The organism is Thioalkalivibrio sp. ALJ15 (assembly GCF_000383695.1).
Lineage (GTDB): Bacteria > Pseudomonadota > Gammaproteobacteria > Ectothiorhodospirales > Ectothiorhodospiraceae > Thioalkalivibrio.
Genome location: NZ_KB912057.1, coordinates 415673 through 428718 on the forward strand (window position 1 = coordinate 415673; position 13046 = coordinate 428718).

Sequence of the window (13046 nt, forward strand, 5' to 3'; positions counted from 1 at the left end):
CTTCTTGTTGTATGGCCCGGCACCCCGGTTACCTGCGGCCCCCTTGTATGCCGCCGGTCCAGTTATGTGGTGCAGTGACCGCTCGCGGGTGGACGACCCATCCCCCCGGGAGTTCTTTCGACGGGGCCCCTGAAATATCCCCGCTCGAAACCTGAATATTCAAAACGTCTAATCAACCCCCCTGACGTGCGAAAGCCCCGGAGACCGGGGCTTTCAGCATGCATCGAGTTTTATGCGGACTTTTCGTCCTCGGCCTCGTCGGCGTCGAAGTCGAAGGTGCCGACATCCTCCCCGGCCATCTGCCGCTGGACGAACCCGACGTCCGTCGAGTTGAGGGCAAACGGGAAGGACAGGATGTCCGTCGGGCTGGAATCGCCGTAGGGACGGTTGCAGGCCGAGACTTCCTCATCCGACTTGCCAGGGCAGCCGGAGGTCTGGAACGGCTTGCCGGAGGCGATCAGTTCGTCGACCTCGGACTGCGGCAGGCCGAAATCCACCACCTGACCATCGGCGTTGAACTTCATGTCGTCGATGCGGCCACCGGCGTAGTCGATCACGAAGCGGCCCAGCTGCACGCGCCGCCACTGGTCGCGCGGCACCGGGTTCCAGTCTTCCATCAGCGAGCCCTCTTCCGGGAAGAAGGCGAACATGTGGTTGTGGCCGCCCAGGTCGCGGATGCGCTGGCAGACCTGCAAGATCTCTTCCTCGGTCTCGCCCATGCCGCAGATCAGGTGGGCGCCGAACTTCTCCGGCCCGAAGATCTCGGCGGCCCACTCGATGGACTGCCAGTACTTGTCCCAGCTGTGAGGGCTCTCGACCGCCTTGCCACGGGTGCGCTCGAAGATCTCGGGGGTGACCGCGTCCAGCGCGACAGTGAAGATATCGGCGCCCTTGTCCCGCAGGAGCTGGAGGTCTTCGTAGCTCATGGTGGTCGGGTTGGACAGGATCGACACCGGGATGTGATTGACCTCGGCGACCCAGCGTTCGAGTAGCTCGACGGTGTCGGCGTCGGAGTTCGGGTGCGTGATCATGGAGATGCACATGCGCTCGAACTGCCCGGCGTCGGCGTGATTCTTTACGCGCTCGATCACCTCGTCGTACTTGGCGGTCGGCCAGTCGACGCGGATGAAGTTGCGATCGGCGTAGTCACGCGATTCCTCGCGGTGGCGCGCCAGACCGCAGTAGGAGCAGTTCGCACGGCAGCCTTCCGGGTAGGTGACCAGCAGGTTCAGGCAGTGGGTGCAGGACGTACGGTGCATGGTGCCCGGCACCAGGCCCAGCGTGATCGCAGCCGCCGTGGACATCTGCACGTACTCCGGCGAACGCATGTCCGGGGTCTTGATGTGATAATCGGGCCGGTAAAAGTTGATCGGCGCGACCATCTCCTCTGCACTTGCACTCATGGAATTCCTCCAGCGTTGTTCACCGGGTGCGGGGCACCCGCCAACCGGGCCTACGCGGCCTGGTCACCATCGTTGAAATACTCGGAAAAAGCAATCCATCCGCGGCGCTGCGTGGCGTCTTCCTGCGCCCGCGGCGTACGCCAGTGTTCATTCAGGAACGCGCGGCGCTTGCAGGCGCGCTCCAGGGCCGGACCGTACTGATCGCGCATCTCTTCATCGTAATCGTCGAAAGCCTCGGCGTCACCCTCGAGATGCGCAATCGCGGCCTCGCCCGCCGCCTCGCCCGACACCACCGCCGCGGCAATCCCGGCCCCGGTAATCGGATGGGTAAATCCACCGGCATCGCCCACGAACAGGACATCGCCGTCGTACAGCGAATCACGCAGGCCGCCGACCGGGATCGCGCCACCCGTACGGTGACGGATATCCTCGCCCAGCAGCCCCTGCTCGACGAGCTGGGCATGCAGGGATTCCAGCGGCGTCTTCATGTCGTTGTCGATGCGCTTGTCCGCACCCAGCCCCAGGTTCGCCCATTCGCCCTTGGGGAACAGCCAGGCGTATCCACCCGGGTAGTCGTCCGACAGCCAGACATCGGTCGCGGTATACGGCTTTTTGAGCGGCACCGTGTACTGCCGGGTCTGCACGACCGGCAGCGCGGACAGACCCAGGGACTCGGCCACCGGGGAATGCGGGCCATCGGCGGCGATCAGAACACGGTACTCGACCGCGTGTTCCTGCCCCTGGTGCTTGACGGTCGCCACATGCCGCTCGGCATCCACACGCTGCAGCGGGGTCGAAGTCACCAGCTGCGCGCCGTTGGCCTTCGCCGCCTGGATGATCGCGCGGTCGAACTCGCCGCGGTCCACCATCAAGCCAGGGAAATCGGAGTGCTCCACGGCCCCGGAGGGCAGGAAGCTCTGCATCGAGTCGATGCGCTGCAGCAGGACTCCATCCGCCTTGGCATAGGCGCCCATCGGGTTCGGGATGAACTCGGCACACTGCACCGGCTCGCCGAAGGCTTTGTTGCGCTCGACCGCCAGCACGGACAGCCCGGCCGCCGCGCACACGCGCGCCGCCGAGGCGCCACCCGGCCCCAGCCCGACCACCAGGACATCGACCTTTTCGGGGAGCATTACTGCTGCCTCCCGGCAAGTACCGCGCAAAGGACCTTCATCCCGCCGATTCCTCGGTCTCGGCCATGGCCAGAGCCGACTGAATCGCCGCGATTACGTCATCGACCGTCAACTGCAGCATCTCGACGTCGCGCTCGGCAAAGAATGCGCGCACACGCTCTTCCATCTCGGCCTGCGGCGTGTCCCGCAGGGCCGCTTCCAGATCGGCGATGGTACGCGCGGGCTTCACGAAGATGTCGCCCGTCAGCCAGAGCTGCTTCAGGCGCTTGCGCTCCGGGTCCAGGGCCACACCGACGCGCATTAGCCCGCCGTCACACTTGAAGATGCTCTCGAACAGCGGGGCATCGGTGGCCGGACGGTTGCGCTGGTAGACCCATTCTTCGGTGTCGATCTCGGCCAGGGCCTCTTCGAAGGACTTCTGCTCCTCGGGCAGCAGATCCAAGGGGGCCAGCTCAACCGCGAACTCTTCCGCAAAGGCCTTGGCAATCGCGTCCTTCACATGGTCCAGATTCGGGCGTTCGCCCAGCAGGGTCGCCAGATTGACCACACGATCGCGCGCCGACTCGATCGCCTTGTTGGAGAGCTTCTCGGCCGGAATCCGCAGAATGCGCAACATGTCCTCGACATCGAACTCGATCAGCAGCGTGCCCTGATACATGATCGAGTCGCCATCGAATGCGCCACCCGTGCCGGAGATCTTGCGGCCTTCGACCTCGATGTCGTTGCGCGGGCGGAACTGCGCGTCGACCCCCAGCGTGCGGATCCCGGCGGCCGCGGCATTGCAGATGCGCGCGGCGATCTGCCCCATGTCGGCCGTCCCGAGAAAGCGCTTGTCGAGGTACAGCTCCCAGCCCAGCTGGGTGGAATCAAAATAGATCGCGCCGCCACCGGTAATCCGGCGCTGGATCGCAATACCGTTTTCCTTGCAGTACTCAGTGCTGATCTCCTGGTCCACATTTTGGTGGAAACCCACCAGCGCGCAGGGTTCGAACTGCAGGAAACGCAGGGTGTGCGGCGACACGCCCTCCTGGTGGCACTCGAGCAGGGCCCGGTTGAAGGCCATGTTCTCCGCCGCCGGGCGCAGGCCAGTGTCCAGGACGCGCAGGGTCTTCTGATCGCGCTCAGACATGGCAACCGCCTCCGGCCGCGACATTGCCCTCGGTCACGATGCGGATCCCGCCGAGGCCCTGGCGCGCCTTGCGTTCCTGCTCGCGACGCCGCGCCTCTTCGGCGACGATCGTGTCCAGGTCGATCTCGACACCGCTCTCGACCGTGGTCCCGTCCGCCATCACCTCGTCGCCCACGGCGATCGAGCAGCAGGCCGGAGTCACGCGGACCTTCTTGCCCAGACGCGCGGCCAGTTCGACCACACCCTCGGCCGGGTGCGCAATACCGGACAGGCCGGCCATCACCGCATAACTATCGATCTGGCTCTTGGCCTCGCCTGGTGGGCGCGCGCAGCCGAGCAGCAGCGGCGTGTCACCCAGGCGCTCGCGGGCGTCGTGGAAGAAGCGCCCGACCGCATGCACATCCGGCGTCTCGAATGGGCGGCTCGCCGGGGCGTAAAACGGCATCACGACCACCAGCACCACGGCATCGGGCAGGTGGCGCGCGAGCATCTCCAGCGCGTTCCACTCACCCAGCAGCTTGCCGTAGTGCAGACCGATCACGATGTGCGGGACCACCTTCATGTTGGTGTTCACCAGGCTCTCGAGTGTCTGCTCGAAGTCATCCACGCTGCGGCGCAGATGGTAGACCTGCGTGATCGTGTCCTGCGCGCCGATCACGTCCATCATCGCCGCGTCGATACCGGCCTGCTCCATCGACGTTGCGATGTCGTCGTCGACCAGCGCCGTATGCAGCGCGATGCGGAATTCGGGAAATTCGTCCTTGATGCGACGAATCGTGGAATAGTACGGGTCGTACTCGACCTCGTTACGGTGGTTCGAGCCACCGGTCAGGAGCATGCCCTGGGCACCGGACTCGATCACGTTGTTCACCTGAGCCCATAGGTCCTCCGGCGTGCGCACCGGGATCATCGGGTCCAGGATCTTGGCCTTGCAATGGTCACAGGCGAGCTTGCAGTCGCCACCGGTGATCGACATCGCCGGCCAGGCGCTCTTGCCGCAGTCCGCCAGTTCACTGGACTGGTACGACTTGAACGTCGGGGTATAGAAATGCACCGATCCGGGATCGGAGCCCCGCTGAACGCTGTGCTGAAGGTCATTCACCAACGCCGCATCGACAGGGATGTCTTCCAGGGGTTCGACCCGCTGGATCACCTCGTTCCAGGTCGTCATCAGCTTGCTCCGGATACCACAGAATCAAAAAAGGCCGCCGAACACTGGGGAACGGCGGCCCGAGGCTCGGTAGGGGCTTAGCAGCCGCCGAAACCGTCTGCTTCCATCTTGGCTTCGAACGCCGCCAGGGCGTCGGAACCGGTCTTCAGGTCGCCGACTTCGCCGTCCCAGTCTTCAGGCTTCAGCTTGATCAGCCAGCCTTCGCCGTACGGGTCTTCGTTGATCAGACCCGGGTTGGCCGCAACCTTGTCGTTGGTTTCGGTCACTTCACCGGTCACCGGGGTCTTCGCCGGACCCACCCACTTGCCAGATTCAACGGTGGTGCAGGACTTGTCCTTCTTCACGGTCTTGCCGACCTTCTTGGGAGTGAAGGACACGATGGTGCCGGCCAGCGAGCACGCGTAGGAGGTCAGGCCCACGGTCGCGGTACCGTCGCTTTCCTTGCGCACCCACACGTTGTTTTCAACGTTGTACATCAGATCTTCCGGAATATCACAACCCCGTACTGCGCCCATGTTTTCCTCCAAGCGTGAAAGTAATAATGCGGGAAAATTAAAACGTTATCGTTTTATCGCTACGCAGAATCAGGTCCGCCAGTTCGCTCGCCCGATTCACTTCATCGACCTCGTCGATGAGATCCGAAGACGCGTCGATTCTATACCCCGGTAAAGCGGGCTGGCAAACGTGCAGGCGCACACCTGCGCGTTTTGCGTCCTGGATAAAATCCTTGATCAACTTGCCATCTTCCATGGCCCGCAGGTCGTCGGCGACCCCCTTCTCCATCAGGCGAACGCCCTCCATGGTGAAGAAGATATAGACGTCCACATCCATCGAGGCCATCACCGCCCCAAGGTAGAACGGCGTCGCACAACGATGCGGCGTCGACGGCCCCGAGGTCATGATGAACACGACCGTCTGCTCGTCGTTGTCCAGATAGTAATCGTTGCCCAGTTCCGCCATCGTTCTCTCTATCGCAGTTTCCGCTGACACTCGATGTCTTCATCTTTGGCGCGCTTGCAGTAGCCCTCCTCGGCCTTGTCGCCGGTCAGAAACTGCTCCAGCGCAACATCCACACCGTCGGTGGCTTCGACACGCGCGATCCACGCATTGTAGGGATCCGAGTTCAGCAGCACTGGGTTTTCCAGCACCTCCTCGTTGCCCTCGACGATCTTGCAGTCGATGAAGTTCGGGATCGGACCGGCCCATTTCCCGCTTTCGATCGTGGCGACCGGCTTCCCAGGCGGACGCCGGGTACCGGGGCGACGCACTCGTACGTGAATGATCTTTCCCGCGATGGTCTGCGAAAGGTCGGTCATCCCCACGGTCAGGGTGTCGTCATCCTCGCGGCGCAGCCAGATCTGAAATTCGTCGTCGTAGAACAGTTCGGGATGAAACTCGCAACCGTTGCAGTCCATGTTTCGCCTCGTTCCTGGCATCGACACAAAAAACGGGCGCCAGGCGCCCGTCTTCTGAAAGTACTACTGGGCCATTCGGGCCTCGAATCAGGGGATCAGATGACCCCCTTCTCCTTCAGCAGCCCGATGGAGTCACTCACGTTCTCGTGGATACCCAGCTTGCGCGGGGACAGCCCCATCGCCAGGCCCAGCAGCTGCGTGAAGTACACCACCTTCACGTCGGTCTTGATGCCGAACTCGGTCTCGGCCCGCACCTGGTGCATCTCCAGACCGGAGTGGCAGGTCGGGCATTCGGTAGCGATCACCTCGGCACCGGAATCCTCCGCCGACTGCAGCAGGTTCAGCACCAGCTGGGTCGAGGTGTCAGAATCCGACAGCGTATGCGCACCGCCGCAGCAGGAGGTCTTAAGCGGAAAGTCCACGTTCACGGCGCCGGCGGCACCCAGCAGGTCATCCATGAAATGCGGCTGGTAACTGGAATCCGAACCCGGGCCATTGTCCTTCTCGGGGAAAATCTGGCGCGGACGGGTGTACATGCAGCCGTAGTAGTTGGCGATCTTGATGCCATTCAGGCTCTTGGTCATCTTCTGCTTGATGCCCTCGGGCCCCAGCTCTTCCATCAGCCACTCGAGCAGATGCAGGGTGCGGACGTCCCCGGTGTAGACCGGGTCGTCGGACTTGCGCGCCAGATCCTGGACGGTGTCCATCGCATCCTGGGAGGTCGCGGTCTCGTACTCGGCCTTCTTCAGGTTGTGGTAGCAGCCGTTGCACGGCGCCATCACGGTGTCCATGCCCATCTGTTCGGAGGCAATCGCCATGTTCCGCGCGGACAGATAGGTCTGCAGCATCGGGTGAATGTTCTTCACCTCCATCGCGCCGCAGCAGTTGTAGTCGCGCAGGTTTTCCATCTCGAGTCCCAGCGCCTTGACCAGCACGCGGGTGGAGCGGTCGTACGGACCACCAGAGCCCTCGAGCGCGCAACCCGGATAGTAAGCAACCTTAGCCATGAGCGGCCTCCTTCTGTTCGCGCACGTAATTCTTCAGCACGTCCCCGGTCTTGCCCCAGGACTTGGTGCGCGGCGTATGTACGGTGTTGATGCCCATCGCCATCAGATGCTTCACCGGCAGGTGCTTCATCATCCGGAAGATGAAGATCTTCATCCATTCCTGCACCAGAGGCTGGCCGGTCTTCTTGAAGAAGTTCTGCATCACCTTGGAGTCTTCGATGCGGCCAGTCTTGTAGATCTGATCGGCAAACTCTTCGTCGAAGATCGTGGACGGAGCCTTTTCGGTGATCCCTTCCTCTTCCATCCAGTGCGCCAGAGCCTTCATCACGCCTTCCGGCTTCACGTCCTTCGGGCAGATGTTCGTGCACTTGTTGCACGAGACGCACTGCCAGATGATGTCCTTGTCCTTGACCAGCTCTTCCTTCATGCCCAGGCGGGTGAGGTAGATCCAATAACGCGGATTGAACTGCACGTTCTGCGCATACATGGTGCACGAGTTGGTGCAGGACCCGCACTGCCAGCAACGATGGACGTTCTCGCCACCCGCAAAGCTCTGGATCTTCGTCTCGAAATCGTCGTCGTAATCGCGAACAGTGCGCGGGGCGATCATCGTGTTCCAGTGTCCGGACACGTCCACGCCGTCGACCACCAGCTCGTCGTGTTGCTGGAGGCGCTCGTCCTCGATTAGTGCCTTTTCATGTATTGCCATGACGTCTCTCCGAAAACCTGTGTAGCCAGGCTCAAGTTCGTTCCGTTATTTAATGCAGCGACGCATCGGTTCCTTTCAGGCGACCTTCCGGGGAGTCGATCCCCAGCATCTTCACCGCCAGTTCCAGCGGATCCTGCTTGGCGCCGAACTGGTTGTCGATCATCCCCAGACTCATCGAAAGCGCTCGGGCATAGTCGGAATAGGCTTGCACCCAGACCAGGTCCGTCACAAACGGCAGGTCTCGATAAAAGCCTTCCTCGGCCAGCGCATCGAAAAACCAGCGCCGCGCCCCCTCGATCGAGCCGACCGTATCCCCAATAGGGATCGACCGGAGCGTGTCATTGCCGCGGATGAACTCGCGCAACGCGCCCGTCGTGGTCGACGTATCCCACACCCAACGGCAGGCCAGAGGCACCGCGTCCGGATCCGCGAAGTGCAGGATCTCGGCGCCAAAATCCCAGATCGCCCGCCGAAGCTTCTTGTCGTCAGCCGCAAGATCCGCAAAGTTCGCGAGCCGCTCGTTCACCCCAACATCCGGGCGAACCAGAGTGCGCACACCGTCCACCAGGGCGCCCTGACGCTCGGCCATCAACGAGCCAAGCTTGCGCCGAACCGAGAAAACCAGACCGCCGAGGGTGCGAACATCCTCGGCATCGATCTCGTCCCCTTTCGCGACAATCGCGGCAAACACTTCGTGTTTCGACCGCAGGGCCTCGATGAAAGTCCCCAGCCCGTCGACACCACCCGCCTCGGCGATGGCCTCGTTCAGACTGTTCAGCTTCGTCGCAAGGATATCCTTGTCGAAGCTGACCTCCAGCGGCTCCGGGGCCAGCCCCGAAGCCGCTGCGTCGCTGACGACCTCAGCCGGCTTTCGAAACCAGCGCATGCAGGTCCGCAACCGCGCGGCCACCAGCAGCAGCACCCTGCGCGATCGAATCATCGATCGTCTCGGGGCCATAGGCCGCACCGCAGGAGTAAACGCCCTTGCGGGTGGTGCCACAGGTGTTGGTGTACTGCTCGGCCTTCTCGATAAAGCCGTGCTTCTCGAGACCGACACCGAAGACCTGGGAGATTTCCGGGTTGTCGGCGTTCGGATCCATGCCAATGGCGTGCACGACGATGTCGAACGGGATCACGATCGGACGCTTGACCAGGGTGTCCTCGCCCTTGACCAGCAGCCGGCCGTCGCCAGAGGCCGTCACTTCCGCGATACGGGCCTTGACGAACTTGGTTTTAAACTCTTCCTGGGACTTCCAGTAAAACTTGTCTTCGTACAGGCCGAAGGTGCGGATGTCCATGTAGTAGATGAACACGTCCGTTTCCGGCGACAGTTCCTTGATCTCCATGGCCAGGTTGGCGGAGACGGTACAGCAGATCTTGGAGCACCACTCACGACCGATCTGGCGATCACGCGAGCCCACGCAGAGCAGGATGCAGACCCGCTCCGGCACACGGCCGTCGGACGGGCAGGCGATCTTGCCGGAGGCGACCATCTGTTCCATCTGGGTGGTGGTCAGCACGTCTTCGTACGTGCCAAAGCCCCACTCCGGCTTGTTGATGGAATCGAAATGGGTAAAGCCCGTGGCCAGCACGACGGCACCGGCCTGGACCGATTCGCCGTTGGTCAGCGTGGCGGTGAAGTTACCGGCCTCGCCTTCCAGCTTCTCGACCTTGGCACCCTTGTGCACGGTCGAGTTGGAATCGTCTTCCACGCGCTTGACCATGCGGCCAATGGCGTCCTTGGCCCACTCGCCAGAGGGGACCAGCTTGGCGTAACCCGACAGGATCGGGGCACCGCCCAGGACGTCTTCCTTCTCGACCATCACGGCCTTGAAGCCGGCCGAGGTGACATTGGCGGCGGCGGCCAGCCCAGCCGGGCCACCACCCACTACTAGAACAGTATCTTGCTGCATCAGACTTTGCCCCCGTAAGCGAGCTCAGGATTGTAGAGGTATTCGATATTGCCGGCCTCGACTTCCTTCAGGTATTCCTGGAAGGTCTTCTTGGCCTCGTCCCAGGAGATTCCCATCTTCTCGACCAGGTCTTCGCAGGGCGATGCGTGCCACTGCAGCTGGACGATCTTGAACGGATCCGCGCCGCAGGCCAGGGCTGCGAACTGGACTTCCGCCATGATCGGAATCTGGAAGTTCTGGTTGTGGGCCTTGCCGATCCACTGGTTCTTGTCCATGGTCGTGACGCAACCGGTGTCGTTGGCCAGCATCACGTCGGCATTGGCTTCCTCGCGGGCCACGCGGATCTTGCGATCCATCGTGAACGAGCGGGTGAACTCGCGCTCGGAGATGATGTGGCGGAAGCCGAAGCCGCAGCAGTCGTACCAGGTGGAGTAGTCGATCACCTGCGCACCCAGGGCCTGCGCCGTGGAGGTGATGATCGCGGTACGGTTGCCCCCCAGCACGGACGGGTCGTAGACCGCGTCTTCGTGGACCATCTTGTAGTAATGGCAGGCCACGTGGGACGTGGTGCGGATATTCGAGACGTCGATGGTCTGGAGCTCGGAGGCGATACGGTTACGCATCACGTGCACCCACTCGGAGTAGTGGATGATCTCTTCCGGGATGACCAGCTTGCCGTCGACCAGGCGACCCAGCTTCCCAAGGATCTTGGTGACCTTCTCGCGCAGCTCGGCAGACTCGACCAGATACTTGCGGATCTCCTTGTAGTTACCGAAGGAGGTGCCACAGTGGACGAGCGGGAAGAAGTGGCCCAGCTCGTGGCCGTGCTGCTTGCCGGATACATAAGACTGGTGGAAGTTACGCAGGAACACCGCGGCCAGCGATTCGACGTTCCCGATACCGGAGCCGTGGTAGTTCCACGCGGTGCAGGAGGTCTGGTCGGTCTCGTCGAGGTAGTCCTTGCCCGGCTCGAAGCCGAACTTGTTCATGAACCACAGCAGCGAGGTCGGGTAGCCCGGGATGTTCCCGCACTGGCCACAGGACTTGTGGTGCCACAGCTGCTTGGTCGGGACCTTCTTCTCCCAGCCGAACAGGGTGTTCACCGAGATCGGCTCGTGTTGGTCCTCGATGCGGTGGATGATGATCTGGCCGTCTTTTTCGAGCTCGTACATGTGCTCGCGGACGTCATCCATGCGGTCACCGAGGTCGACCGTACGGCGGTCAACGTGCTTGCGCACCCAGTCGGTCGCCTTGATGGCGTCTTCCTTGGACAGGTCGGTCGCCTGGAAGAAGGAACCGTGACCGGCGATACCCTGACCGTCGGTATTGTGGAAGCCGGGCTTCATGGTGCCAGCACCGGCACCTTCGCCGTTCTGGTTGTGATTGCCTGGGGTCTGTTCACTCATAACGCTTCTCCTGATGTCCTGGAGTGGAGTCGGAAACGGGACGACTTATTCGTCGTCTTCCTCTTCCTGCTCCTCGAGCCAGTCTTCGTAGTCCTCGCGCTTCTCGTCGATGAAGTCTTCGATCACGTCGAAGAGGTTCTCGTCCATCAGCTCGAGGGACTTCAGCACCCCGGTCATTTCCCAGATGGTGTACATCTCGACCGAAGTCTTCAGGGACACTTCCCAGGCGGTCTCGACCGTCTGCAGCGTCTTCACCGGAATCGCCTTGCGCAGGATGCGCAGGTCACCTTCCACCTTCTGGATATTGGGGCCCCAGTCGGGGAAGTGGTCGGGCTGGATCATGTCGGGCGACAGCTGGTTACCCGTGGTGATCAGCTTCAGCATCACGCGACCGAACGGGCGGAGCACGTCCTTCGCGGATTGCATTTCGTGCTTGATGGCCACTTCGCGCATGATCGCGACCAGGCCACCAGGGGAATTCTTGAACGGACAGCGAGCGGCGCAGGTCATGCACTGAGCGCAGGCCCAGATCTTTTCCTGCATCGCGTCGTAGATCTGCTCGACGTTTTCGGTCCACAGCAGCTGGACGATCTCGCGCGGGGAGTAGTCATAGAACTGAGCAGAGGGGCACGTCGCCGTGCAGATGCCGCAGTTCAGACAGCCGTTGAGTTCGTGGTCGTAGCGAAAATCTCCGCGGATGTCGTCGAAGATTTGCTGCATCTCAGCGTATGTCGCCATATGTCACCTCTTCGCTGTTGGCGAGGCAGGTTTCTTTGAGAACCTTGCTCAGCCAGCCTAGACCTCGTCCAGGCACCTATCCAGTTACCGCATGGCAACCGTCGTTTTTCAGGAATCGGGGCGGTCGATCCTTGCGGATCGCCGCCCCGTTTCAGGCACTTAGAGACGCCTTAGGACTTCTTCACGAGGAAGTAGAACTTGCCACCTTCTTCCTTGTGTTCCATCAGCTCGTTGCCGGTCTGCTTGGCGAAGGCCTGGAAGTCCTTCACGGCACCCGGATCGGTGGCGATGATGTGCAGAACCTGACCGGATTCCATGGCCGCCAGGGCCTTCTTGGCGCGCAGGATGGGCAGCGGGCAGTTCAGGCCGGAAGCGTCGAGTTCTTGGTCAAAGTTGGCCATGGTGTGTCTCCTTTAGTGCGTTACCAAAATCAGTTGGGTGCTGAGGTACCAATCGTGGCGGTTCGGGGACCACGACGATCGAACCCTTGCCAGCCGAATTCACCCTTATAGGGGAAACGGGATCGGAATACAACCGAATTCTAATCCGGGGTGACGACCGACTTGCCGGCCTGAGCCCACGCCACGATACCGCCACGCAGGCTGTTTGCGGTCTCCAGCCCTTGCTGCGCAAGAAACGCGCAAGCCTGGGCGGAACGAGCGCCACTCTGGCAGTACAGGACCAGCGGCGTGTCGCCTCCCAGAAACTCGTCCTTGCGCAATGGCAGAACCGTCAGCGGCACCAGCTCGGCGCCAGGAATCACGCCGCGGGACGTCTCGCCAGGGGAGCGTACATCGACGAGCCGAAAGGACTTGCCTTCCGTTCGCCACTGCTCGAGTTCGTCGGCCGTAATCTCCGAGAATCCGTACATGCGTCCCACTCCAAGTGTGCTGAACCGCATCTGCCTGCCTCGCTCGCGGGCCTCGACAGATGGCACCGGTCACGAAGGATGGGCGCGGAGAATAGCGAAACGGACCACAAATGCAAACTTGTCCGACGGTCGGCAGGTGGTTTGTTCTCTC

At 62.0% G+C, this 13046-nt stretch carries 15 protein-coding genes; all 15 read right to left on the minus strand.

Features of this window, described 5'->3' with window-relative positions; all coding sequences use genetic code 11:
* Positions 1–230 precede the first annotated feature (230 nt).
* Positions 231–1403, minus strand: coding sequence for a radical SAM protein (locus tag G015_RS0105575; RefSeq protein ID WP_018174695.1), 1173 nt, complete (start codon positions 1401–1403; stop codon positions 231–233).
* A gap of 50 nt (positions 1404–1453) precedes the next feature.
* A complete protein-coding gene (locus tag G015_RS0105580) occupies positions 1454–2536 on the minus strand; it encodes an NAD(P)/FAD-dependent oxidoreductase (protein ID WP_020146286.1) in 1083 nt (360 codons plus the stop codon).
* Positions 2537–2573: 37 nt separating this feature from the next.
* The gene (locus G015_RS0105585) at positions 2574–3665 is read right to left on the minus strand and encodes a biotin/lipoate A/B protein ligase family protein (protein ID WP_038038659.1); all 1092 of its coding nucleotides are present in this window, start codon (positions 3663–3665) and stop codon (positions 2574–2576) included.
* A complete protein-coding gene (locus G015_RS0105590; RefSeq protein WP_018138335.1) occupies positions 3658–4836 on the minus strand; it encodes a radical SAM protein in 1179 nt (392 codons plus the stop codon). The genes G015_RS0105585 and G015_RS0105590 overlap by 8 nt, the downstream gene beginning before the upstream one ends.
* Positions 4837–4913: 77 nt before the next feature.
* Complete coding sequence (locus G015_RS0105595; RefSeq protein WP_081601199.1) at positions 4914–5351, minus strand: glycine cleavage system protein H; 438 nt, start codon at positions 5349–5351, stop codon at positions 4914–4916.
* 37 nt (positions 5352–5388) lie between these two features.
* Positions 5389–5796 (minus strand): DsrE family protein, encoded by a 408-nt coding sequence (locus G015_RS0105600; protein ID WP_018138337.1) that lies wholly within the window; start codon positions 5794–5796, stop codon positions 5389–5391.
* A gap of 8 nt (positions 5797–5804) precedes the next feature.
* Positions 5805–6251, minus strand: coding sequence for a glycine cleavage system protein H (locus G015_RS0105605; protein WP_018138338.1), 447 nt, complete (start codon positions 6249–6251; stop codon positions 5805–5807).
* A gap of 95 nt (positions 6252–6346) precedes the next feature.
* Positions 6347–7258 (minus strand): CoB--CoM heterodisulfide reductase iron-sulfur subunit B family protein, encoded by a 912-nt coding sequence (locus G015_RS0105610; RefSeq protein WP_018138339.1) that lies wholly within the window; start codon positions 7256–7258, stop codon positions 6347–6349.
* Positions 7251–7967 (minus strand): 4Fe-4S dicluster domain-containing protein, encoded by a 717-nt coding sequence (locus tag G015_RS0105615; RefSeq protein WP_018138340.1) that lies wholly within the window; start codon positions 7965–7967, stop codon positions 7251–7253. Before G015_RS0105615 ends, G015_RS0105610 begins: the two co-directional genes overlap by 8 nt.
* Before the next feature lie 49 nt (positions 7968–8016).
* Positions 8017–8853: a hypothetical protein gene (locus G015_RS0105620; RefSeq protein ID WP_038038661.1), complete on the minus strand. Its 837-nt coding sequence runs from the start codon at positions 8851–8853 to the stop codon at positions 8017–8019.
* Positions 8828–9856 carry an FAD-dependent oxidoreductase gene (locus tag G015_RS0105625; protein ID WP_018138342.1) on the minus strand — a complete coding sequence of 343 codons (1029 nt, stop codon included), beginning with the start codon at positions 9854–9856 and terminating at the stop codon, positions 8828–8830. Before G015_RS0105625 ends, G015_RS0105620 begins: the two co-directional genes overlap by 26 nt.
* A 23-nt stretch (positions 9857–9879) precedes the next feature.
* Positions 9880–11286 carry a heterodisulfide reductase-related iron-sulfur binding cluster gene (locus tag G015_RS0105630; protein WP_018138343.1) on the minus strand — a complete coding sequence of 469 codons (1407 nt, stop codon included), beginning with the start codon at positions 11284–11286 and terminating at the stop codon, positions 9880–9882.
* Positions 11287–11331: 45 nt separating this feature from the next.
* The gene (locus G015_RS0105635; protein WP_017941141.1) at positions 11332–12006 is read right to left on the minus strand and encodes a 4Fe-4S dicluster domain-containing protein; all 675 of its coding nucleotides are present in this window, start codon (positions 12004–12006) and stop codon (positions 11332–11334) included.
* A gap of 188 nt (positions 12007–12194) precedes the next feature.
* Positions 12195–12425 carry a sulfurtransferase TusA family protein gene (locus G015_RS0105640; RefSeq protein ID WP_012982044.1) on the minus strand — a complete coding sequence of 77 codons (231 nt, stop codon included), beginning with the start codon at positions 12423–12425 and terminating at the stop codon, positions 12195–12197.
* A 140-nt stretch (positions 12426–12565) separates the two neighbouring features.
* On the minus strand, positions 12566–12895 hold the full coding sequence (locus tag G015_RS0105645) for a rhodanese-like domain-containing protein (protein ID WP_018649036.1): 330 nt from the start codon (positions 12893–12895) through the stop codon (positions 12566–12568).
* Positions 12896–13046 lie beyond the last annotated feature (151 nt).